The 23760-nt window shown below is 39.2% G+C and carries 17 protein-coding genes and 3 pseudogenes; 2 read left to right on the top strand and 18 right to left on the bottom strand.

From position 1 onward, the window contains the following. Positions 1 to 121: 121 nt before the first annotated feature. From C5471_RS16955 to sbnA, 16 genes are all read right to left on the bottom strand, one after another. Positions 122 to 1618 carry a BtrH N-terminal domain-containing protein gene (locus C5471_RS16955; protein ID WP_133816443.1) on the bottom strand — a complete coding sequence of 499 codons (1497 nt, stop codon included), beginning with the start codon at positions 1616 to 1618 and terminating at the stop codon, positions 122 to 124. Continuing rightward, on the bottom strand, positions 1605 to 4553 hold the full coding sequence (locus C5471_RS16950) for an AMP-binding protein (RefSeq protein ID WP_133816442.1): 2949 nt from the start codon (positions 4551 to 4553) through the stop codon (positions 1605 to 1607). The genes C5471_RS16955 and C5471_RS16950 overlap by 14 nt, the downstream gene beginning before the upstream one ends. 3 nt (positions 4554 to 4556) lie before the next feature. Continuing rightward, a complete protein-coding gene (locus tag C5471_RS16945; protein ID WP_133816441.1) occupies positions 4557 to 5576 on the bottom strand; it encodes a beta-ketoacyl-[acyl-carrier-protein] synthase family protein in 1020 nt (339 codons plus the stop codon). Next, entirely contained in the window at positions 5573 to 5935 is a 363-nt protein-coding gene (locus C5471_RS16940) for a hypothetical protein (RefSeq protein ID WP_133816440.1), read from the bottom strand. Before C5471_RS16940 ends, C5471_RS16945 begins: the two co-directional genes overlap by 4 nt. Positions 5936 to 6054: 119 nt before the next feature. Further along, positions 6055 to 7212: an AMP-binding protein gene (locus C5471_RS16935; protein ID WP_133816439.1), complete on the bottom strand. Its 1158-nt coding sequence runs from the start codon at positions 7210 to 7212 to the stop codon at positions 6055 to 6057. Then, complete coding sequence (locus C5471_RS16930) at positions 7212 to 8780, bottom strand: thiamine pyrophosphate-binding protein (protein ID WP_133816438.1); 1569 nt, start codon at positions 8778 to 8780, stop codon at positions 7212 to 7214. The genes C5471_RS16935 and C5471_RS16930 overlap by 1 nt, the downstream gene beginning before the upstream one ends. Before the next feature lie 61 nt (positions 8781 to 8841). Further along, positions 8842 to 10308, bottom strand: coding sequence for a radical SAM/SPASM domain-containing protein (locus C5471_RS16925; RefSeq protein WP_133816437.1), 1467 nt, complete (start codon positions 10306 to 10308; stop codon positions 8842 to 8844). 136 nt (positions 10309 to 10444) lie between these two features. After that, positions 10445 to 13336, bottom strand: a complete 2892-nt coding sequence (locus tag C5471_RS16920; protein ID WP_133816436.1) for an AMP-binding protein — start codon at positions 13334 to 13336, stop codon at positions 10445 to 10447. After that, positions 13323 to 14030 (bottom strand): ABC transporter permease, encoded by a 708-nt coding sequence (locus C5471_RS16915; protein ID WP_166296192.1) that lies wholly within the window; start codon positions 14028 to 14030, stop codon positions 13323 to 13325. Before C5471_RS16915 ends, C5471_RS16920 begins: the two co-directional genes overlap by 14 nt. An 80-nt stretch (positions 14031 to 14110) precedes the next feature. Continuing rightward, positions 14111 to 14920, bottom strand: coding sequence for an ABC transporter permease (locus tag C5471_RS16910; RefSeq protein ID WP_166296189.1), 810 nt, complete (start codon positions 14918 to 14920; stop codon positions 14111 to 14113). Then, on the bottom strand, positions 14901 to 15878 hold the full coding sequence (locus C5471_RS16905) for an ABC transporter ATP-binding protein (RefSeq protein ID WP_133816433.1): 978 nt from the start codon (positions 15876 to 15878) through the stop codon (positions 14901 to 14903). Before C5471_RS16905 ends, C5471_RS16910 begins: the two co-directional genes overlap by 20 nt. Beyond that, positions 15875 to 17074 carry an aldehyde dehydrogenase family protein gene (locus C5471_RS16900; protein ID WP_133816432.1) on the bottom strand — a complete coding sequence of 400 codons (1200 nt, stop codon included), beginning with the start codon at positions 17072 to 17074 and terminating at the stop codon, positions 15875 to 15877. Before C5471_RS16900 ends, C5471_RS16905 begins: the two co-directional genes overlap by 4 nt. Next, the gene (locus C5471_RS16895) at positions 17064 to 18008 is read right to left on the bottom strand and encodes a 2,3-diaminopropionate biosynthesis protein SbnB (RefSeq protein WP_133816431.1); all 945 of its coding nucleotides are present in this window, start codon (positions 18006 to 18008) and stop codon (positions 17064 to 17066) included. The genes C5471_RS16900 and C5471_RS16895 overlap by 11 nt, the downstream gene beginning before the upstream one ends. A gap of 1 nt (position 18009) precedes the next feature. Then, positions 18010 to 19254, bottom strand: a complete 1245-nt coding sequence (locus tag C5471_RS16890; RefSeq protein ID WP_133816430.1) for a class-III pyridoxal-phosphate-dependent aminotransferase — start codon at positions 19252 to 19254, stop codon at positions 18010 to 18012. Further along, positions 19251 to 19511, bottom strand: a complete 261-nt coding sequence (locus C5471_RS16885) for a hypothetical protein (RefSeq protein ID WP_166296186.1) — start codon at positions 19509 to 19511, stop codon at positions 19251 to 19253. Before C5471_RS16885 ends, C5471_RS16890 begins: the two co-directional genes overlap by 4 nt. Positions 19512 to 19611: 100 nt before the next feature. Continuing rightward, positions 19612 to 20553, bottom strand: a complete 942-nt coding sequence (gene sbnA, locus C5471_RS16880; RefSeq protein ID WP_133816429.1) for a 2,3-diaminopropionate biosynthesis protein SbnA — start codon at positions 20551 to 20553, stop codon at positions 19612 to 19614. A 1060-nt stretch (positions 20554 to 21613) separates the two neighbouring features. Between sbnA and C5471_RS16875 the strand changes: the two are divergent. Both C5471_RS16875 and C5471_RS16870 read left to right on the top strand, forming a co-directional pair. After that, positions 21614 to 21996 (top strand): annotated as a pseudogene (locus tag C5471_RS16875) (IS5 family transposase); the annotation flags it as partial. 97 nt (positions 21997 to 22093) lie between these two features. Further along, positions 22094 to 22716: pseudogene (locus C5471_RS16870) on the top strand (IS4/Tn5 family transposase DNA-binding protein). An 11-nt stretch (positions 22717 to 22727) separates the two neighbouring features. Here the strand turns inward: C5471_RS16870 and tnpB are convergent. Together tnpB and tnpA are read right to left on the bottom strand one after the other, a co-directional pair. Continuing rightward, a pseudogene (tnpB, locus tag C5471_RS16865) lies at positions 22728 to 22901 on the bottom strand (IS66 family insertion sequence element accessory protein TnpB); the annotation flags it as partial. Beyond that, on the bottom strand, positions 22895 to 23344 hold the full coding sequence (gene tnpA / locus C5471_RS16860; RefSeq protein WP_242688753.1) for an IS66 family insertion sequence element accessory protein TnpA: 450 nt from the start codon (positions 23342 to 23344) through the stop codon (positions 22895 to 22897). The gene tnpA and the pseudogene tnpB, both read right to left, overlap by 7 nt. Between the last annotated feature and the right edge of the window lie 416 nt (positions 23345 to 23760).

Here is a 23760-nt window from a genome sequence, read left to right as displayed (position 1 = left end):
ACCTAAATTTAATCTATAGAAATGTCATCAACGTTATAACCCTAAACGCTGTCTTAGGTATTTTAAAAACTTTGACTAGGTAAGTGGCTGAAATTACTTGTGCTGAAAATCGTTATTTACGCTATTGAATCAGTTCAATATTGGAAAATAATACTTCTGCTTGGGACGCTTCCCAAGAACGTAGCATAATACCTGCACTATCCAACTCCGAAGGGAAATGGTGTTTTAAATCTATTTCACGGCCATCAAGATAAAAGCTGAAAGTAAACGTATCATTTTGCTTAACGGTTGTTATAGATCCCACGGTTGAGTTACCGACATAATACCTCCACACAATATCTCTACCTAACACACTATTATCTCTAAGTTGAATATATCCTCCGCTTAAACCAAACTGTAATCCAACATTACCACTTTCAAAAAAGAAACCAGTAAATGTCGAGTCTGTATTTGCGCTGATATACTGTTCAATAGTTGCATTAAAAATAAAGTTGCTAGGCAAGTTTGTGGCAATAAGCTGTGGAGCATTGTCCTGATACAACCACTTTTGGTATATTTTAGAGCCGTCGATTGATAACCATGCCCGTCCCTCCTCGTAGCTGCTTGAAGTGTTTCTTCTCTGAAGAAAGAAATCTGTTTGCTCATTTTCACGCTGATATCTTTCTGGGGGATTGCACTCTATCAGAAAAACCCAGGAGTGATAAAAATCCTCTATGCTTTGATTAACTTCCGCGAAGATATCACTAATCAAATCCTTAACTGAACCCTTCTCTCCTGCATTAAGAATTTCTTCAGCAAGTTTCTTTCCAGATTCCACAAACTTATTCGATAGTTCAGCTTGCGAGTAAGGAATTCCCGCCAAAACACACAAGCTTTTTGCTAATACTGCAAAGCTATGTGACACCCTAACTATCTCATTCAGAAAATAGTTTTTATCTGCCATGGACATAGCACAAGAATACTTCTTTTCCAACAGCTCAAAGAGCCCGGAAACGCCATTTCCATACTTTAAAAGCCGACTTACAACTTTATAAACAGTGTTTACGACATTAATTGACAACATTTTGTTGCTAACATTTATGGAAAAACAGCTAATTTTACATCCCATGAAATAGGAAAAAAATTTAGCATAACCTCTCACCAAAGTATCGTTCGGAATTGTAAAATGTTTGTATTCAGTAGAACCTTCATTCTGCATGCAATCAGTAATGTAGAATATTCCGGTATCACGATTATATCCTTTGACGAGCAGATAATGTGGGCTGAATTTTACTTTGTAGTTTGTCGTGTAATGAAGTAGTGAAGAGTCAAATGGAATTATAGCTATCTTGCCTTTATCTATTTGAGTATAAAGATATGAGTCCAAATCTTTTTCATTTACTTCCTCTGAGGAGACATCAAACCCGTGACAACAGAGCAGATTTACGAAGTCATCGGATTCAGTAACATCGTAATAATATCGATCTATCATATGCAGTTGGTATAGGATAGGAACAGTATTCAAAAAATCTTGATAAGATGCTAGACAGATATTAAAAGGACGATAGAAGCAACTTATCTCAGCCCATGAAAAATCATCTTTGTGGTCTGCGATCCTTGTTATCTTACATCTTTCCATAGAAACATTTCCTTAATGAAGAGTAAGAACGAAGCTTGTAAATATTCTCGACAGAGATTTTGACCCCTTTTTTCTTTAATTCACTTGAGAACACTATAACATCAACAGAATTGCCAAAATCAAAAAAGCTCCCATTTTGATCTATTTTTTCTAAACCTAAAACAAGTTTCCAGCAACTATCAAATATATCTTCAGCTTCATCGTTATTACTTCTGTTCAACTTCTGAAAGAAGAAATCCTTATCAAACTTTCCATTTATTGTTCTAGGAAGTTCTTCCACGGGAAAAAATTCTTTTGGAATCATATAACACGGTAGGTGATCATACAATAAACTACGTATATAGTCAGCATCAACATCTGTATCTGCAACATATGCGGTGCCAATGAAGTTTATTCCCTTTTTTTCAATAACAAAACTTTGAGCGAGTTTAATTTTCTTATCCATATAGAGCAAGCTATCTATCTCTTTGAGATCAATTCTATTTCCGGCTATTTTAATTTGGCTATCTTTTCTGCCAACATAATGGAAGGCTCCCTCTACGTCGAAGTAGCAGTGATCCCCAGTTCTGTATTGACGTTCATCTCCATTGATTGAAAATGAACTGCTATCAGTTATACCGATATAACCGTTACTGACACATATTCCGTTGACACATAGTTCACCGACGACGTAGGGCCTTTTAATACTTCTATCTCCATTCGCCAGCGATATCCTGGTATTTCTAATCGGATATCCTATAGGATAATCTGATGAATGACTCCATCCTTTGTAATGAAGCACGTCATCTGTACATTCGGCTGGGCCATAAGCGTTGATGATCTTATTTTCCGGTATGATTTCACTAAGTTTCCTGAATATACTGGCGTTTAATTTTTCCCCTGTAATCATAAAACTCCGAATATTATCAGCTAAGACTATCAGTTCATCATAATGAGAATTTAAGATAAACTCAGTTTGGAGGGGGGTCATTTCTAAATGTACATTCTTGTACTGTCTGGAAATTTCAATGAAGTAATAGGGATTTCCACTCTGTTCATTATCCATTAAATAAACATCAATTCCTTTGAACAGAGCAATGAAAAATTGCCATATATGTATATCGAATGAAATGGGAGACGACTGTATGTATAGATCACCGTCACAAAATTTGACAACATCAGCTTTGCTGAGCAGATGGTTATTAAGCCCTATTCTATTAACTCTCACCCCTTTTGGATTTCCAGTGGAGCCAGATGTGAATATAATATATGCATCGCTTTCTGATATATTGAAGTCATATATCAAATTTTCATCAAAATCATATGATTCACATTGTGAATTGCTGAATATCAAAACATCCTTCGAACGACGTTCTTCCATATCTGTTATTATGGTTGCATTACCAATACTAGCAACTATATAGTCAAATCTTTCCTTTGGTACGTTTGAATGAACAGGAGTAAATGGACGTCCTAAATAAAGACATGCTGTCATTAACTGAAAGTAAGTAAATTTGTTATCAATTGCCAACACTAATGTAGATTCAGAACCACAATTTTCCATGATCCATTGCATCTGTAAGTTGACTTTTTTCATAAACTCATGATGATTAATAGAGCCTCCATTATGGTAAATAAAATTTTTCGACTCTTTTGTAGTTTCGAGCATCTCTTCATAGATATTGATATTAGATATACTAGGGCCATTCATTTTCTTGGCCCAATAAGCATCATTTACTTCTATGAATTGTTTCTCAGATTGTTTGTGAATAATAGAATCTAATCCCTGATGGAATTCTTTGTGAATATAGTTTATGTGTTCACATGAGAAAACATCGTAACTGATGTTAAGGTATATCTCGAATCCATCACCAATTTCACAAACCTCTAAATCCAAACCATATTTGTTGTTTTCAACAATTATTCTTTGAGGTTCAATTTTATCGCAATGAGGTTTAGCTACATAGTTATAAGATATATCAAACAACGGATGTCTGCTAGGATCAAAAAGATCAGATTCATCCATTTTAGATATGATACTTCTCATACTTATATCTAAATAATTCACTGAATGACACCATGAATTATTAAATTCTTTAATCATGTCAGAATTACTTATGGATTTTGAGGTATCCATTAGTATTGGGATTATATTAGTGTAAGATCCATGAGCATGCAATAGCTCTAGAGAATTACGAGTGGTCACAGTACTCCCCAATATAAACCTATTAAGGCAAAAACAGTGTGTTATAAGCTTAGATAGTAGTCCACCAAATACAACAAATGTGGTTACATTCATTATATTCGCTAGGTTTTTGACATATTCGGCCTGTGTATTGTCCAGAGCATAATAACAACTCAAAGCTTTCCATTTTTTTTCATAATTAAGATGGGCCGTCCTCAGTCGTTCCTGATTAAATATCTTTATTTCTTTCAGAAAACGGTCAAGTCTAATTATATAATTATCACTATATTCCTTTTCTTTTTCATGTTTCACGAAAGCTTCAAGTGCAAGAATTTCATTCTTGACTGTTTCGTTATCTTTTTTCAATGCTTGACTCAAAAGGTTCACACATCCCATACCATCAAAATAAATATGTGAAGCTCTTATAAAGATATATAACCCAGAGCAGGAAGGCGTTAATTCTATTGCAATTTTCCTCAACGATTTCGGATACAGTGAATAGCTAAAACATTTAGCTTCCGCATCCTTTCTATTATGGCTAATGCCAACTGTATAGCATTCTTCCTGACTGCGATTCGGAATAAAGAATCTATTTTCAATATTACAGGTTATTAACTTATTGTCATTTAGAATGGCAGTTAAGCATGCTTTGTATTCTTTAATTGCCATGTCTGTTTTTACTTCGTAATACGCCGTGATAGTGTAGTCGTCTGGATTAACAGATTTCACATGCTTATCTATACCAAACTGACTAATACTCATTTCATACATGATTTACTCCCCAATCGCAATGGCACTATAATTACCGTAAAAACCAAACATATTTACTAAAACTTTTTCCACATTTTTTCTAAAAGGTTGGGTATTCACAAAAGCACCACCAGAAGAATGCCCAGACTTCGTATAACCTACTGTTGGGTATATATAATTTACTTTAATCATATCTAATGCACATGCAATTTGAGCCAAACCAGATGAATAAAGGCTGTGACCAATCGCCCCTTTTATAGACGTTATCGGAATATATTCCGAACCAGCGAAACATTGGAGCGCCGATAGTTCTTCTGCATCGCCTTTTGGCGTACCTGCCGCATGAGCAACTATTACATCAAATTTTATGTCAGAGAAATTTCTCAAGAGTATCGATATATCTTCACTATTGGTTAACGATCCCGAATGAAAATTTTCATGTGTCTCACAGCCAAGTATTAATGGTGAGTTTTTGCTAAGAGGATTAGAACCTAATAGTAAAATACCACCACCATCATTGATATTAATACCATTTCTGGCTTCGGAAAATGGTTTTGCACTTTCATTAGATAAAACCTTTAATGAGCGCATTGACTCGTATTCATAAAGAGTGATTAAATCTAGGCTAAAAATCATAACGTTTTCGTAAATGCCATTGAAAATATATTTCTTAGCTAGACTGATTGCATAGCCTATACTAGCACATGCATTCGACATTACAATTTTATCTGTAATTTCAAACCTGCAATTATTGATCATTTTTTCAATGAAATAATCGCCTGACCACCCTGCTTGGCGGATTTCTAAATTATCACTACAGGTACGATCAATATATATATATAGTGTGTTACTGCTGGATATGTTTTTTTCTTCTAATCTATTATACAACTCGGAACAAACCTTTTTTCTATCTATTTTCCTTTCTGAAAAATATGCTCTATCATTCGCGATAGAATTTAATTCTCCCCAGAAAAGGCTTTTTGAAATCTCTGACCAGTATCCATGGGTAGTCAAGACATCTAAATAGTTTATATACACATTCATACTATTCTTAACTCCACACTATTAGGTAAGATACCTATAAAAAGCATACTTTGATTCATTTTATACCTGAGCTTTTTGGCCACAAAAAATGCATCATCCGATTTTTTGTTAAAAGTCATAAAGTAATTCTTTATATCAAGTTTTTCACATATTTCTTGAGGAATTAAACATGGCTCTATAGCCATTGAGTGTTTTGGCCTTATTCGTTTTTGTCTGTTAACATTTGTCAAAACGTTCAATAATTCTTTTTCTATATGACCGTAAGCATTTATCCACAGCAGTTGGAAATCCGATATATCGGATCCTAATTCACTGATTTGTTTTCTTAGATTTTCGATCTGAAGCAACGAATCAAACATTTAATTTTCCCCTTACGAATGAGCTAACATGTTGAGCAAAAGCCAAACGTTAGCTTTTTGTATATGACAGGATTTACCTTGAACATTGATTCCAATTGTGGGAAGTGATTAAATTCAGACTACAGGTTGACAATCGTTTTTCCATTTGCTCCCTGCGACATGCTAAACTGTATTTTACTAATTCCTACTTCCCTGAAAGGTGTACTCGCTCTGAGTCTTGCAAGCTCCTGATCATTCAACTCTTCGGATACGTAGAGACAAAGGTGTTTTCCATTCTTCCTGATTATAAAGTTATATTTTTCGAAAAGGGTATTAAATTGTCCTTCAAAGTACTCCGGGCTGATGGTTTTTCCTCGATTGTAAATAAGGTTATCGTAGCGGCCCAGAATCTCAAGATGACCGTCATATCTGACAATGTCTCCGGTATTGATAAAGCAATATTCCGCTTCCTGTCCGAGAGGGATCCCCTGAAAGGGGGATCTGATATGCAAGATTTGCTTGTCACATATCTTGTATTCAATGCCAGGAAGAAAAGTACCGACCGAGCCGGGTCTATAGTTGTCTCTACAAGCAATGGCCACGTTGGGTCCGGCTTCGGTCAATCCATAGCCATCAAGAATTAGCTTACCGGTCAGTGCAGTAAATCGGGCTAATATCGCCGGCGGTAGCTTCTCCCCCCCTGAGCAAAATGTTTCCACCGACTCCAGCAGAACAGTATCTTGCGGTTTGCTCGCAAAGTGGTTGTTCAGTATTCGGTAGATATCAGGGAAGGCTTCCAGAGAAGCGATCTTTTCCTCCTTGATAAAGTAGAGAAGTGAACTAATGCGCCCAGGTCTAGAAAAACATACATCAACACCTTTCAGCCTTTTCAGGCAATACAGGCTAAAACCATAGCTGCTCCACGGAGGGACAATAGAAAGTACTTTTGTACCCATCCCGTATCCCATTCTTTTCATTGTCGCATTTGTATGCGCCAGGACACTATCACGTGTGAACTTATATAGCCTGGGGGTGCCTGTTGTACCAGAGGTGCTGATGATATAGTAGGGTTTCCTGTCTTCCGTGGCAAACTCGCTTTCCAGCAAAGGTAGTACGCCAGCTCTTGTTTTGTCGAGGTGAGCTTCCAGGACCTGATGATCAGAGATAACAGGTACCCTGCCGCTATCTAAACACTGATCCAGTCTATCGGTAAACTCAGTGTAGGTACCGCCCCTGACTAAATGGATGAATCTCTCATCATCGACTAGGGTGCCATTTTCTTTGATGTAGCAATCCATTATAAGAAACCCTCTACAATGCTAGGCAGTTCCTGGTCCCATTTTTTCCTGACAGACAGAATTCGGTGACTAGCATCTTTTAAGGACGCACCGAGTACTTTTTCCGCATCTAGGGGCGTCTCTACTTCCAGGACCTCAATACCAAATTCGCATCCGATGTATTTAATCATTTTGTCCGTATCAAAATTGCAAAACATATCGTAGCGTGATTTATCTAGTGCCAATTTCGGCCAGGAGAAGCCACCATTGTTAGAAACCACGAATATGATGGGCACCTTGCTCAGGTGCAACCGGTGGAAAGCCTGCCTTCCCATAGCAAGTGCACCATCGCCGACTATCGCCACAACAATATCTGTGTTTTCAGCAATACCAGCGCCGATAGCCATTCCGATACTAAGCCCAAGTCCTGTTTGCTCTCCAGGTACAATGAGTTTATCCCCTTGGGTCAGGTGGATAACCCGTTTTTCATAGGCAACCATATCGTGTAAGCCATTATCGAGCACAAAGGTCTTCTTACCTTCCAGGCTGCTGATGGCAGTAATAATTGAGGCCAGAGCTGTCTCCGGCACCTCCGCTTCTGACAGTTCCCTATGCTCATAACCACTTCCCATACTCTGTCTCAGAAAATTGTCCAGAAATTCCGTCCCATCACAGATACAGTGGTCACCGTTCTGAACATACTGGTACATGTGGCTGGGATCCATGTTGACCTGTGCCAGATATTTACCCTCGAACGTCTGGTGCCCTGTTTTCAGCAAGGCTGTCTCTTCTATGTGAGTTCCTATGAATATATACCCGTCGCTGTCAAGAAACGTGTCTTCGTAGTCGTTCTTCAGGTAAAGGCCGATGTTTCCTAGATAATTACGCCCCTCCGCAAAGACAGGATGGTTCCCAGTAGCAGTGGTTCCGTACAGGATGCCGAGACTATCTAGCCTCTCCACATGTTGCCTAGAGATTTTTGCACCGGCCCCAAAGACAAACAAAGGTGCACTGAGACGCCGGATCTTAGTAAGAATATCCTCGGCACGGGAGGCCGACCTCACCTCATATCCGTCCAGCAGGGGAAACTCGCTCGACGACTGGTGAACGAAATCCTTGGGTATCTCGATATAACTTATCCCTGACCGACTTCTACTCAGATACAGCGCCCTTTTCAGGACATGAACCAAACCATCGGCTCTTTCCAGGCGGTGCTGGAAAACTGAGATGGGCCGTACCAGATTCATGCTTTCGACATCCTGAAAAAAGCCGAAGTCTTTACGATCCCGCTCTATTCCGAGGCTAAAAACGACAATTTTTTTTCTCAGCGAGTGCGCTTCTAGCAGCCCCATCAAGGAGTTGGCTAGAGACGGACCTACCGCCGTACAGTAGACAGCGACGTCATCGGTAGCTGAACTGTATCCCAGAGCTGCAGCTGATGCGGCCCTTTGGTCAATAAATCCGTGTATTTTTAACTGTTCATAATCGGCGAGCTTCTCAAATATTCCATCACCGTCATTCACCATACCGAATATATTCTCAATATGGTTTTCCGCGAGAAACTCAGCGATCACCTTAATTATATCCATTGAACACTCCCTCTAATAAGCAGAAATATCATTCCTGCACGTTTTCAATCATGTATTAACGCTATGAAAAACTTTTGATTTTCAATTCACTTGCAGATATTACTTTTGCTACTTTCTGTACCATGGAATCAATATAGTCGGTTAGGCAGGACTTACTGTGACATTCCGGCAATAATTTGAGATAGTCAATCAGTGTACGTTGACACTGATTGAAGTGGTAGATATCGCATTGTCTTGCCAAGTAGGTATGGTAGAAAACTCCCCATAGATCCAACATGAAGTTATATATCTTAATTCTGGCTATATCATATTCATAGCCATCCATCTCTTCCAGAATAGAGAATAGGTGTTTTTCAATAAAATACGAGGGTAACAACTCGAATTTTTTATCAATATTGTGCTGGACAAAGCGATAATTTCTACTGTCGTAGTCAATCCATTTATCCCGAAATACATCATCAGCTCTGATAAATATCAATATTTCACTTTTAGGATATGTTGGCAAAGATGACATTAGCCCGAACAGTTTTTTAAAGCGGGTTTGAAGTGAATTTTTATATATGTAAAGTCCATTATTACCGAATTTCCTTTCTATATTGGTTTTATCCCAGGCAATGGACTCTAAGAAATAGAATTTGTCAAAGTTCAGACCAAAGCTAAAAGAGTGGTTGAAGTTAATGGTACAACCCTCGCAGAAGCTATGCTTGCCAACTTTTTCGGCTTCTTCCTTGAATTTCGGAGAATTGAGCGTGTCTACAATCCTACCTTCAATAGCAATCTCCTTGTCATAGCACTGTTGGCAGGGCGAGAGCACTGTTCCAAAGGGGGATACCGTGAGCACATTTCTCATCGCCGAGCATAGCGGTAAGTTAACTTCATTCTTTGCCATTGATATGATCATCTGATACATAGGCAAAATAATGCTTACATTAGGTTCCATTGTTAAGTGTGCTATTTTTTCCGCTGTACTTGTCTGCTCACCTTTATTACCGAAATAAGAAAAAACCGGAGAGAGGTGAACTTTGCTTCCGAGCGATTGACAGAGATTAATGATTTCAATGGTTCTCTCGACATTTTCTAACGTGCTGATGATAACTTTATAATTAAGGGAATTTAATTTGCACAACCGAATCGACTCCATAATCGAATCAAATACTCTCAGGCCTCTAACCTTGTCGTGCTCTTCCTTTGTTGCTGCATCCAGTGAGAAGTTAACTTCACTAAACGCACCATTCAGCTCATCAAACTTTTTGGGAAACAGCTGACCGTGGGTCGTGAAAGTTACAAAAATTCCCTTCTCTTTCGTATATCTCATCAGCTCCGGAAGCCACTTTTTGAGCAATGGTTCACCACCAGTAAAATCTATATATTGCACCCCATTGTTGTAGAGGTCGTCAATGATTTCCTTGTGACGCTCCAGTCCCACCTCCCGCTTGGGCTGGTAGTCATCTTTCCAGTACCGGCAATAGTCACACTTAGCATTACATCTGATAGTCATTACGTACTGAACGGCATATATTTCTTTCATTTTGCTTCCTGTTTATTTTGGCAATAGAAGGACAAATACCCTACTGTACAGCTTTAACCGGGATACACAGGGATATCAGCTTTTTTCCAAAGTTAGGACGTGCGTCTCACATAAGATTTGAGCCGTACGGTGGTAATTAACCGGCCATTACAGCCGCTGATTTTATATTTTCATAGATATTGACGACATTCTTGTTTGCTAGGTCCATTACTGGAGATATATTTATCCTGAACTTGCTGTTGACGATCGAAGTAAAAATAATAATATCCAAAGATGTATACCCCTGGCTCAATAGCGATTCGTTTTCCTTAGGCACACGACCTTTGATAGAGGACAGTACATGCAAAACATCTGAAAGCTTCGGCAGGTGACAGGAATAATCCCGGGTTTGGTTCTTGATATAGGCATCGTGCAGCGCCACTTTGTTGACTTTTCCTCCTGTCGTGACAGGAAATGTGTCCATGCGGACAAATTCTGATAAATGTACATAGTGGGGCAGTATTTGTGTGATCCTATTTCTCGCAAGATTCGGATTTATATCTGTTGGGGAGATATAAAAGCAAACAATATTACCGTCTACCAAGATGGTTTTAGAACTCTCAACCATTTCATCGCCAGCAAGTATATTATCTATCTCTGCCAGGTTTATCCGAAAACCGTTCCACTTAAGTTCGTCATTTATTCTACCTATAATATGAAGGTTGTCTTCTTTATCAACATAGCCAATATCACCAGTAAGATAGAACCTCTCCCCTTCGATTTCCTTGAACTTCTCGCCGGTGAGATACTGGTTATCCAGATACCCCCTCGCAAGCCCTTCTCCAGATATCGCGATCTCTCCTATACAGCCCCGTGTAGAGATGGCATTGTGGTTTACCACCGCGATACTTTCCCCCGAAAGAGGTTTTCCCACTGTAGTAACATTAAACTGTTCAGCTTCAATTTTGTGAAACGACGACCATATGGTTGTCTCAGTCGGGCCATAGAAGTTAAATGCTTGCTTGATATCCAGCCTATTCATAATTTTCAGGGTATTGGCCGACAAAGGTTCACCGCCGAAAATGGCTGTTTCCACACAGATTTTCCGGGTTGAGTGAAGATACCTTTCCCACATTGATGGTGTATGCTGTATAAAATCAATATGCTCTCTATCAATTATATCCAGCAGGGTATCGATATCTAACTTTTCATTGTCGTCAATAATTCTAATTGCCCACCCTTTATAAACAGGCAACAATAGCTCAAGATAATAAATATCAAATGTTGGTGAGGTAGAGAGGAGAGACTTAGTATTCTTGCTGAGGTCAATAGATTCGTCAACGCCGATAATATGGCTAGCCAGAGCACTTCGATTAACAACTACACCTTTAGGTTCACCTGTAGAGCCAGATGTAAATATCACATATGCAGAATCGCCAAAATCCTCGCTTACCCTGCATACAGAACGGCTATGTGAAAAATTAACGACTCCCTCGTTTAATGCACAAATAGTGTAACTAGCGAATTTTAACCTAATACTGGATTTCCTCTCCTCATGCCACTTGGGATCAATAGGAACAAAGGGAATGCCATTACTCAAGCAGACCAAAACTACTAATACTTGCTCCAAGCTGCGCGGGAGCTCAATAAGTATGATGGGAGTATTGGCACGGCAGATATTTTCTTCCAGACTGCGAGACAAAGAGAGAACATGCTGTCTTTGTTGCAATCCAGTACTATCACTTATCATCAAGGATAGAAACTTCTCCTTCAGATAGTAGAAGAATGAGCTGGGATCAGCCACATACTGATTGGAGCTGGGCTTTGCCACGACTCTTTGCCTTTTTGTCCGTTTTTCATCTTCTTCAGCAATGTGTGACAAATAATCAAGCAAATCTTTGCTGATCACTTCACTGTTGTATTCATATTCTATTCTTGTTTTTTCATCACCATATTCTATAGCGATGCTAAGGTTTGCTTTGTATAAATCATGCCAGACAGACTCTTGCGTTATGTTTATTTCATCACCAAGATGTAAACTACTATTATAAGTTTCATGGAAACTTACATTTATGCACTTCGATAATTCAAATTTAACCAACCTTTGGGTTTCAGAATAGGGGAAATTCGCAAACTTATAGGATTTTCTCAGTGATTTCTGTATGCTCTTTGGCGTCACATCCTGTGTAACATCAACACATACAAGAACTGAATTCATGGCAGGACCGGTAACATACGTCAAATTCTTGGGTCGGTTGTTAACTTGGATAGAAAATACAATGTAGTCAGAGCGTAAAAATGGCGTTAGATTTTTTGCAAGCTTGTAGAGAATGAAGCTAAATGGAGAAACATCATGCTCATTGGCGTATTGTTCCACTTTCTGATAGAAGATATGGTCGAATTCTTTATAAAAAAAGTTTTCCTGGCTCCTTAATCCCTCAACCAAACTAATTTCATTTATATTGTCGGCAATTTTAAGATACTCCTGCTCTATCTCATTTCTGTTTCTTATACCTTGCCTGGAGTCAAGATAGCCTTGCACATTTGTGATGTAGCTTTCTATCGGATGGTATTCACAGGATAAGCTAACTTCCTCCCTTTTATACATAGAGGAAATTTCCTGCAGCACGAACTGATATGTTGTTGCATCTACAATTGAATGATGAATGACCAGAGTAAGCTTGGCTATACTCTTGCTCCGAACATCAATTACTCCTTTCCAGCAGAATCCAACTGAGAGATCGAATACTGTGTTCAGGACCTCTTTCTCAAATATATTGCCGGGTTCCTGAATTATAACAACATAGCCTCCGTTGCTAATTTCCGACTCCGATATATAGACAATATCATTGTCTATGAAAAATTTTCTTGCCAGTTTGAGTCTATTGTTCATTACCTCTTCTATACAATTCTTAAGGCGAAGATTATCAATGATTCCATTTATTTCAAAAGAGATAGGCACATTGTACTTCTGAGTCGGTTTTGCCAACCATTCTCTATAAATTGCACTTTGAAAAAGCGAGGCTTTCGATAAATTAACTACTTGCACTGTGATACTCCTTTAACCCTTTAACCCATAATTTATAAGTCAGGATGAAAACAACTAATGAAATAAAAGTAGCTTCAAGATGAGATATGTTCTTTGTTCCTAAAAGTACTTCCGCTGGATAGTTAGATACTATGAATAGTGGTATCATATATATGCCCAAAATCTTAATACTCTTGGGGTAGATCATATAAGGGTAAGAGTTTGACTCCCAAAGTTGATCCAATACATGAGTGAGTGAGCCTGTTTTTACAAACCAGAAGGATAATATATGAGGGATAATAAAAATTGAATAGGCCAGCAATATTGAGATAAATACGGAGTATATATACTCAGCAGTGTTGAATAGGTTTAGCTCTATACTTAAGACTGTACAGCCATAATAAATCATGACAACACCAGCAATAAACTCAGGAATTGACAAGCCAAAGTCAATGTATCTAACGCTCATCATAAACAAGCTATTTACAGGTCTAGTAAGATATATATCAAGAGTGCCATCATTGATATTTCGACTTAAAGTATAGAAGTTATTTACAAATAATCCGAGATAGATAGCTGTGACAATCGAGTGAGTTCCTATAACTAAAAGTATATACTCTTTGGGATAATTTAAAAACGTGATGCCTGACTTATAGACAATATATATTGTAATAAACTTAATGAATAGATAAATACACTCAAGAACAATACTCATAAAGAAATTCGCTCGATACTCCATTTGAACCATCAAGGAACTTTTGACGAAGATATTAAATAGGCACAGATATTTTTTCATCACCCCCCCGCAGAAATATATTTATTACTTGACGTCTTCCAAACCAAAATCATCATGGAGAATAAAATTAAAATCCATACAAATGAAGTTAACACGCCAAATATAGTATCACTGATGGAAATCTTTTCGTATATTATATTCACTGGAAAATTAATCATATACATGAAAGGTAAAAATTTCATCGCTTCAAATGCCTCTTTACCGAAAATATGAAGAGGGAAAAGCGCACCACTGGCGACACCTGTAATTAATCTTAATGCCATAAAGAAGTAGCCGAGCTCATGAAAGTAAAAGCACAAAGCCGCCAGTGTGAAATAGAATGAGAATGTCAGTAAAAACGCATTGATTATTGATAAAATGAACAGTACCAGCCTATTCAGTTCTATTTGGTTTCCTGTTTCGAGATAGAACGATACGATAATAAAAGATAATATTGTTCCCACTAAAGCGGTTTGTAACAGCTTCCCTCCTATAAATTTGGAGAAGTGATACAATGTATAGGACATTGGAATCACTATATATTTATTCAGCCCACCATTCTTTATATCATGCTGAATCTCATCTTCGAACCCGCTAGATACTACTTTTGATATTAACTGAGCCGTTAATATATAAAATATCATCTGATTAAAGGAGTATGTAAAAACTTCGTTCGAGTTTGTGTAAACAGCCTTCCAGAAGTAATATTGAACAACAACTATTATAGGTACACTTATCAAACTCACAAAGAAGTCAGTTCTATATTCCAAAGATTGCTGTATCCCAAGAGAACTGACCTTCATAAATTTTTTAAATACTTGTTCTATCATATAGTCTCCTGATTGCATCTTCGATCGGCGGTTCTACAATCTTCAAATCTTTAACGCTGATTTTGTTAAATAATTCAGCGATCAAGTGTTGAATATCATCAGGGCTTACCTTTATTTCATACCCTGCTTCTATCTTTTCGATATCTTTTACCAAGTTGGATATAGTTGTACTATTTGGTATTTTGTCATGCGTTGTTATTATGATACTTTTGTGATCTTCAATTTCCCTTTTTATATCATTTGTCAGCCCATCGAACACCAGCCGACCTTTATTTATAACAAGAGAACGTTCGCAAAGGCTTACCACATCCCCCATGTAGTGGCTGGTAAGAAGCACAGTACATCCTGACTCTCGGTTGTATGTTTTTATGAACTTTCTGACTGCATCCTGAGTTTGTATATCTAGCCCAATAGTCGGTTCATCAAGTAATAGAACAGAAGGATTATGCAACAATGCCCCTATTAGCTCCATTTTCATTCTCTCGCCAAGAGAGAGCCGCCGTAACTGTACCTTCAACACAGCTTCAACATTCAAAAGACCTGTTAATCTTTCTAACCTGGATTTAAATTCTCCCTGGGGAATATTATAGATAACTCTATTCAAGTTAAATGAATCCAGCGCCGGTAAATCCCACCAGAGCTGGCTCTTTTGTCCCATAACAATTGAAATCTTTTTCTTGAAGCTTTCTTCCCTGTCGAACGGCTTATGCCCCTCTACGTCTACATGTCCGCTACTCGGTGACAGAATCCCGCACAATATTTTTAGAGCCGTTGACTTTCCTGCTCCATTAGGACCAAGAAAAGATGCAATTTCTCCTTTTTTTATCTCAAATGTTATATTATTAACCGCCGTTTTTATCAGCTTTTTCCTTTTGAAAAGATTGCGGATAGAAGATGTTAAACCTTCATCTTTCTCGTAATATGAGAATTTTTTGCTTAAATTTTCAACTTTTATCATTTGATAATCTCTATTTCCTCTTTAACAGAACGTTTCAGCCTCAAACCATTCAGAATATCTTCCGATATTAATATTGGCTTAGCAATACAGACCGAACCATAGTGGATAGAACTTGCTTCTATTCCATAGCCGCCAAATGGTTTATTTCCATCTTCGATATCTATATATGATTGATCAAATGCTATGGTGTATCTCTCAGAAAGCCTTGCTACCGAAGGGAGAGAACCATATATGGACAGGCCCATTGCACGCTTTAGATACCTATCTGAAAAGAGTATACTCTCTACATCTTCAATTTTTTTGTAATATTTAACATTGAACACTGGACCAAAAAATTCAATATCGCCCTCCTCATTCAAATTGTCGGACTCTAACAGAACCGGCCCAACCAATGAGTTGTTTCTTAGATCAACAGAAACTCTTGAATAATTTTCAATAAAATAAGCGTTATTGAATGATTTTGCGCTATCGTAGTAGTAATCGCAAATATCTGTATCTTTCTCGTCTCTCCTTCCTATCTTTAGATCTCTTATTTTGGCTACGAGATTATCACGGAATTCATCCTTATATCTTTCATTAACAAATATAATGTCAGGCCCAATACAATCTTGCCCTGAGTTGAATGTCCTTGCGGTTATAATATCAGTTGTCACTTTTTCAATACAAACTATATCTTCCACAACTACGGGATTAAATCCACTACCAAAAAAGAAATGTACTGTTTCCGGTGCCTTTGACTTTACCTCTACAAAGTTCTCATATTTTCCTGTAAATACCGAGAACTCACAGCCCTTTGCTATCTTCGTGAACTTTCTCTGCCCGACTGTACATAACTCTACAAAATCTTCCCCAAATTCATCCTTAAAGTATTCTACTATTCTGAGTGTTTGAGACTTCACTACAGAAGCAGGCTTCATATATATTTTCTTGGTGTATGCCCGCGGGATAATTACATAGAGTATGAATGAATAGAGGATAACATTTGATGGGTGAAAAACAGCTAAACTATCTATGTTGATAGGCTTACTAGAAAGTAACTCGATTCTGGCTTTTTTCAGAGTACTAATTGATGACCTAACTTCAGATGACGCACTTTTGTACGTTGAAATCTCAGTAAGGATATTAATAATGCCCTCTCTGTTTTTTCGTATAACATTAATGGCTGCTTTGAATAGATAATTCACATTATAATTCATCTAAACAAACTCCTATATTGCTTTCCTCTGCTTTTTTCAGGACATAATTGGCAATAGCAATGTCAAAGATGGACATTCCCATAGGGCTAAACATAACAGTCTTTCCATTTTTCATATTTAAACAGCTGTTTACTATCGACAGTACAGAGACCTGTTCTGGAGCTAACTGCCCAGCTTGATGCATATTTTCAATGTTTGTTCCCTCCCGGCATACCTCCATCCAGTCATCTACAATGTGCTTATCAAAGTGTTTCAAGGATTCTAAGCTGTAGTCTCTAAGCGATACATTTAAATGAAGGCTTCCTTTTTTGGGCTTTTCATATATATATGGGCTTTTGCTGGGAGTGCAAGTAATGACGACATCTGAATTGGCTAACAACCGTTTTAAAGAGGTTTCTCTGTTGTTTGGTTCCAACTCCGCCAGTTTGCTGCTTTTAATATCATGAACTTTTATGCTTCCAACTCTATAACTTAAGGAACTAATCGCTCGATAATGGGTAACCCCTATCGGCCCAAAACCTATTATCCCAACATTTATCTTTTTTTCTCTCCATGATTCCATATATTGCTTCAGAACGTATAGACTTACGGCGGCCGTTCTGAAAGAACTGATTGCAGCCCCAAGAACAATCGCACAGGGAATTCCTGTCTCTATATCATTGAGAATTGTGATTGAATTTGCTCTTGGAAGGCCTTTTGTTATATTTTTCGGAAAGCTGGCAATCCACTTTATTCCTGCTTTGTTAATATCTCCCCCTACCCACGAAGGCATTGCAATTATTCTGTTGGTTGGGTCACTACATCTCAGATAGGGTTTCAGTGGCTGAGAATATTCGCCAATCTCTTTGATAAAAATAGCTTCTTTAATGGCAGATACAAGTTCATCCCAGTCATTGCACAGTAATTCAACGTCCTTTTCTCTAATTAAACGCATATCATATCCCTGTTTCAAATTTAATGGCTTCAATAAGAATGTCCAAACCAAATATCAGCTCACTTTCTGTAATTGTTAGAGCTGGGGCAAAATGTAGCATCCCACTAAATAATACGAAATGAAGTCCGTTTTCCTGGCATCTTCTATGTATTCTTATGGCAAGCTCATCGGATAGGATCTGAGCGGAATCATTGAAAATACCAATAGCCCAGAACAGCCCAATATATCCCATGATTTTTACTTGAGGAGTGCTTCTCAGGGTCGTAAGCTTTGATTCAACAATTTTTCCGAGCTTCTTGGCCCTTATTCCTAGTTTTTCTTTCTCGTAGACTTCCATAGTGGAAAGGGCAATGCTTAATCCCAGCGCGTTGCCTCCGAATGTTGAAGAGGCATTGCCGGGCTTCCCGTAGGGATAGGTGTTGAGCATTGCTCTCCGTCCCCCCAGTGCTGTAATGGGATATCCGTTACCCAATCCCTTAGCAAAAGCGATAAGATCCGGTTTTAGGTTATAGTGCTCAAATGCGAAGTTTTTGCCCGTCCGGCCCAGACCTACACAAATCTCGTCAGCAAATATTTTTATATCCCTTTCCCGACAAATATCTGCCAAACTATTCATGAAGCGTTTTGATATAATATTCACACTTGGGCCATTTTGAATTGACTCTAAAACTATGGCCCCTATGCGGCCGTCGTTCAGAACATGGCTAGCTTCGGTAATGGCCCTATCAATCTCAGATTCTGTACTTTTTTCCCCCGGAGCTTCGATCACAGCGTGGTTAGGTGCTCTTTCACCGCTAAGACAGGTACCATTCAATCCCCTGGCCCCCAACGTCTTACCATGAAAAGCGTTCTTAAATACACATAACCGTCTCCTTCCCGGGGGCAAAAACGAAAGTAGGCACTTTATACCGGCCTCTATTGACTCTGAGCCCGTCGAGTAGAATTCAAATGTATCAATGTGCTTTGGTGTAATAATCTGTAGTTTCTCTAATAACCTAGATCTGTCTTCATTAGAATAATCGTGTGTGTTCCAAGGTCTTTTGATGGCTTTAATCAGCTTTTCTTCTACGTATTCATGGCAATGTCCCAAAATATTTGTAAACATTCCTGCAGAGAAATCAATAAATTCCTGATCATCTTCACTATATAACCTTGCCCCTTTTCCATAATAAAAGCGTTTGGGGTTGCACTGAAGCCCCAATGAGACACCGGAACTAAGCTGCTTTAATTCTTCATAGATATTCATCTTTTACTTCTCATTGTAGTGGCATATTGAATTTGACCACCGGATAGTGGAGAACCAGGACAAAAACACCAAATACCAACGTCTTTGTGGTGCACCGCATCAGTCATCACTGGAAAAAAAGACTCTGTGATGGTCAAGCGATTCAGGCACGCTACCGCCCCCGCTTTAATATTTCCTAGCGCGTATCGACGGCTATAGCAAAGATTCCAATGTTTCATAAGTGGCCGTTTTGCGCCCCTGACGCTAACTCTAGGCATAAAATCCGCTACGACTGAAATTCAACACCCAAGCCAAATGTTCTATTTGAAAAAGTTTCTAGTGTTTAAATTTTGCAATTCAAGTGAGTTTCTGTTGCTCTCACACAGTGCTCAAGGCAGAATGCAAACTGTAAATGATATCTAGGTATCGCTCGCCAAAATCCGGTGATATAGCAATTATCTGACTATTGTCTGGTATGTAGTCTGAATATTTTCGTATCGCTGATATCACAGAGCCTGTAGATCCACCAAATAAAATTCCTTTTCCAGCCATATCGCTGCAAGCTTTTATTGTTTCGGATTCTTCCACCATAATTAAGTCATCAAATATGGCGTACTTACTTATTTCAGGAGGGATACTAGTACCTAGTCTAGGAATTCGCCTTTTTCCTTTTTTACCGCCAAAAGTAACTGAACCTAGAGTATCGACCGTGATAACCTTTGTATTAGGCATATATTTCCTCGTGAACTGACTAATACCAGATAGCGTTCCTGTTGTTCCGGCACCGACAAAGATATAGTCTGCTTTTGGAAATGACTTGTATATCTCTTGTGCCGTCGTCAGGTAGTGAGCGTTAACATTGTCCATATTTTCATATTGATTGGTCCAACATATACTACTGTCTTCCTTCAGCATGTCTTTTATTACCGATATCCTAGTACCGAGATATCCTCCATTTTTATCCTTTTCCCTTACTTTTATTACATCTGCGCCATAAATCTTCATTAATCGCTCCGATGCTTCCAAAACGTTAGGATCCACAACACAGATAAATTTATATCCTTTTACTGCACAAATAATTGAAAGAGCCACTCCAAGATTACCGGAAGAACTTTCTATTATTTTCCCACCTGGCCTAAGCCTTCCTCTCAACTCAAGTTGCTTTATCATATTCAATGCTGGTTTTATTTTTATCGATCCTCCAATAGAAAAACCTTCCAGTTTCATGTAAAGCTCACAGGATTTTCGAGCCAACGCTGATTCTTCAATTTTCAAGAACACATCGCCAAATATAAGTTCCAAACAGGATTCATAGATCATTTTCAGGATCTCGCATCAACATATCAGGGCTAATAAATGGGCCAAGCTCAATATCCATTTCATGTCTATTAGACTTGATGCCATCCAAGTATACTTTTTTAGCCTAATTAATGAGACTATCTTTATGCATTCGAATTACCATGATTATTTTTTCATCCTTTAGTCAACAAAAACATAATACCAATCAATAATAGTCTTACTCTCTTTATCAACGAACCTCAGAGGTTTTCAGATATTTTAGCCAATAAGATACTTTTCTATTTCAATAAAGTAAGGCAAGATTAATTGTTTCAGTTAGAAATAAAGAAAATACATCTGTCATAAAAAACAATTACATCAACACCTTACAATCAATTCTAATGCAACATATAAATAACCTTTCATAATAGTGCTACAATTTGTTCGCTTGATTGACATTTGAAGCTTGATACTCGGTAGGCCGCACCAACTCATACTTCTACTATGAAGAGCTCTCAACCCTTGCAGCACAAGGCATTATGTAAAATGATCTACAATTTTGAATTCTTATTTATACATGATGGAATAATTGTATGCTATAGACACATCTATAATTTTATAATTGTGTCACATTTTTCATTAAATATAAATATTTGAAGATTATTGTTACTAAAATAATTAGATTAAAATGTTACCCAATTTTGTAAGCTATTATCTTAATGAAATCTATTTAGTAGATCATGTAATAGTCTGATCCCCAATTTGATAATTAGTTCAATGCGGAATTAATTTAATAAGAGTTTTCTTCCTCAATAAATTTAAATTTTTATATATTACATTGTTTATTATCAATTCCACGTCAACTGTCAGAATATTTATGAGGCTATTTTTTTTAAATAATATTAACCGTATTTTTCCGTATTCATTATATTAGTCATATCATGACCTATTGCTTTACCTGCAATCATACCGCTCGTAAGGCTCTCTTTCAGAAGGATAAAAATTTGGTGTTGAAGGTTATGCCGATTTAGAAACTATCCCAAAAGGAATTGTCATGTTGTATAATATTCTAGAACGGATAATTTCTGAAGGTATAGAGAGTATGACAAACAACAAATGGCGGCTCAGTGATGAGCTTTGGGAAAAAATGATGCCACTTATCCCCGAACATAAAACTCAGCATCCGCTAGGTACACATCGCAAACGGGTTGATAACTGCGCCGCTATGGATGCCATCTTCTTTGTGCTCAGAACAGGCTGCCAATGGAATGCCCTGAATGCAACAGGAATATGCTCGTCAAGTTCGGCTCACCGTCGTTTTCAGGAATGGCGTGACGCCGGCGTTTTTGAACGCTTCTGGCAGAACGGTTTGCTGGCCTGCAAGCACCTCGCTATCATCGACTGGTCGTGGTTATCACTGGATGGTTGCATGACCCAATCCCCTTTAGCGGGGACAAAAAAACAGGTCGTAACCCCACGGACCGCTGTCTTTCCTACACAAATATTTTAACCCGCCCCCTCGTTATTGAACTTTTCCCTCATAGATTGATCTCAATAAAAAACACAACTTGAGGTAATCTTTATGTTTTCAACCTGCGCCGAACAATGGGCAAATGACACGTTTCAACATGCGGAATTAGGTGATAAACGCCGTACCAACCGCCTGGTGAAAGTGGCCTGTTCGTTGGCTAACCATATAGGACAATCGCTCGTGCAATCTCTTGACTCTCCTGCCGATGTTGAAGCGGCCTACCGACTGACCCGAAATTCCGCCATTGCACCTCAAGCCATCGCCGAAGCCGGATTTACCGCCACCGCCGCTCACGCTCAACGTTATCATTGCCTGTTAGCGCTGGAAGACACGACAACCCTGTCATTTTCCCATGCGTCGGTCGCCGATGAACTCGGCTATACCACCTCGATTTTATGGGTCTGCACAAAGAAGAGGCAGAGAAAGAGAGCTGTGAGACAGTATTAAGCCCCCTGGCGTGGAAATTACTGTGGTCAAAACAAGAAAAACGCGGTCCGCCGAAAAAAGCCCCGAGTTTGCATTGGGCCTTCATCAATCTGGGAAAACTGGCTGGCTGGTACGATTCCAAACGCACGGGTCGAGTCGGATGGGAACGACTTTGGGAAGGCTGGTTTCGGCTGCAAACCCTGATAGACGGCTATTTGCTGGCTAAATCGGTTGATTTGGAGATCTGATCAAGAGACAGGTGTCGGTCCCAGCGCAACACCTTGAGGCGGGAGCGGGCCTTGTTGCAGAAAACAAAAGCGGCTTCGTCCTGCCAGCGCAAATTCAGTCCCTCGAGGTGTTGAGTCAGGGCATCAATGCCCCGACGCATGTCGACGGGCTCTCGCACCAGAAAGAGCTGTTGCGGTTTCAGCATCGGGCCAGTACCCGCATCACGTCAGGCAACAGCGTCAATGGACAGGCGATGGCATACCCGTTTGGGGTATGCAGGGTGACGGTGTGCGCATCGTCAGGCTGGAGTGAAACCGGCAAGATGGCGGGCAGTGTCTGGCTGAGAGGTTGGGGTATGTTATTACTGTCGGCAATCCAGTCACGGAAAGAGGAAAAACTCAGCTGATGCTGTTCACAATACTGTTTTCGAGTCAGGTCACTGTGGCACCATTGGGTCACATGGTGTTGTTTTTGCTCCGGGGTATATCGGCTACGGCTCATGGTGTCAGTCTCCAAATAAAGAAAGGAAGCGGTAGCGTGCAGGGGCCTGAGGGGAAGAACAAGGTGAGATGACCGGACGTTTAGTACGCCAGGCAAGCTGGCGATAGAACAGAGGGTGAAAGTCCCTTCCGGGTAAGAGCTAGCCACTCGCCCGGTCCTTTAGCTATGCGCGACTGTGGGTAACTTCTGTCGTGAGGTGTTAGCGAAGGCACTCACAGGCCAGGTATTGAGCCACGAAATCGGTAAATCGGAGGTGGTGACGCAGTTAAGCGAGGCGGAAACCTATAATGGTCAGATTGTATTGGCGAAACCTGACCATACCTCCCGGGGTCGGAGACCCTGTGCATGTGAGGAAGTTCATCGCGCGGAACCTGGGAGATCCTGAACGGTTTCCCATCGTGAGCAGTTGGGACGATAAGGTCTAAGTGTCAAAGCAGAGGCCTTATTGAGTTCAGGAAGTCGGACGGGAGTATAGTACCGGAGAAATCAGTGAACAAAACAGAAAACAATGTGGCGGAATTGATGGAGGGAAGGCTCCCGACCAAGGGGAACAGCCAACAGTG

This window comes from Photorhabdus tasmaniensis (assembly GCF_011189505.1).
In the GTDB taxonomy this organism is placed as follows: Bacteria; Pseudomonadota; Gammaproteobacteria; order Enterobacterales; family Enterobacteriaceae; genus Photorhabdus; species Photorhabdus tasmaniensis.
The sequence above is the reverse complement of the archived record's forward strand: the minus strand, read 5'-3'. Positions and strand labels throughout refer to the sequence as shown.

Coding starts and splice junctions, on each gene's coding strand:
- C5471_RS16895 (WP_133816431.1), bottom strand. CDS start 18,008: ATGCGTTTAATTAGAGAAAAGGACGTTGAATTACTGTGCAATGACTGG.
- C5471_RS16925 (WP_133816437.1), bottom strand. CDS start 10,308: ATGAAAGAAATATATGCCGTTCAGTACGTAATGACTATCAGATGTAAT.
- C5471_RS16910 (WP_166296189.1), bottom strand. CDS start 14,920: ATGATAGAACAAGTATTTAAAAAATTTATGAAGGTCAGTTCTCTTGGG.
- C5471_RS16900 (WP_133816432.1), bottom strand. CDS start 17,074: ATGAATTATAATGTGAATTATCTATTCAAAGCAGCCATTAATGTTATA.
- C5471_RS16905 (WP_133816433.1), bottom strand. CDS start 15,878: ATGATAAAAGTTGAAAATTTAAGCAAAAAATTCTCATATTACGAGAAA.
- C5471_RS16950 (WP_133816442.1), bottom strand. CDS start 4,553: ATGTATGAAATGAGTATTAGTCAGTTTGGTATAGATAAGCATGTGAAA.
- C5471_RS16930 (WP_133816438.1), bottom strand. CDS start 8,780: ATGGATATAATTAAGGTGATCGCTGAGTTTCTCGCGGAAAACCATATT.
- C5471_RS16945 (WP_133816441.1), bottom strand. CDS start 5,576: ATGAATGTGTATATAAACTATTTAGATGTCTTGACTACCCATGGATAC.
- C5471_RS16940 (WP_133816440.1), bottom strand. CDS start 5,935: ATGTTTGATTCGTTGCTTCAGATCGAAAATCTAAGAAAACAAATCAGT.
- C5471_RS16955 (WP_133816443.1), bottom strand. CDS start 1,618: ATGGAAAGATGTAAGATAACAAGGATCGCAGACCACAAAGATGATTTT.
- C5471_RS16885 (WP_166296186.1), bottom strand. CDS start 19,511: ATGCCTAGAGTTAGCGTCAGGGGCGCAAAACGGCCACTTATGAAACAT.
- sbnA (WP_133816429.1), bottom strand. CDS start 20,553: ATGATCTATGAATCCTGTTTGGAACTTATATTTGGCGATGTGTTCTTG.
- C5471_RS16915 (WP_166296192.1), bottom strand. CDS start 14,030: ATGAGTATTGTTCTTGAGTGTATTTATCTATTCATTAAGTTTATTACA.
- C5471_RS16935 (WP_133816439.1), bottom strand. CDS start 7,212: ATGGATTGCTACATCAAAGAAAATGGCACCCTAGTCGATGATGAGAGA.
- C5471_RS16890 (WP_133816430.1), bottom strand. CDS start 19,254: ATGAATATCTATGAAGAATTAAAGCAGCTTAGTTCCGGTGTCTCATTG.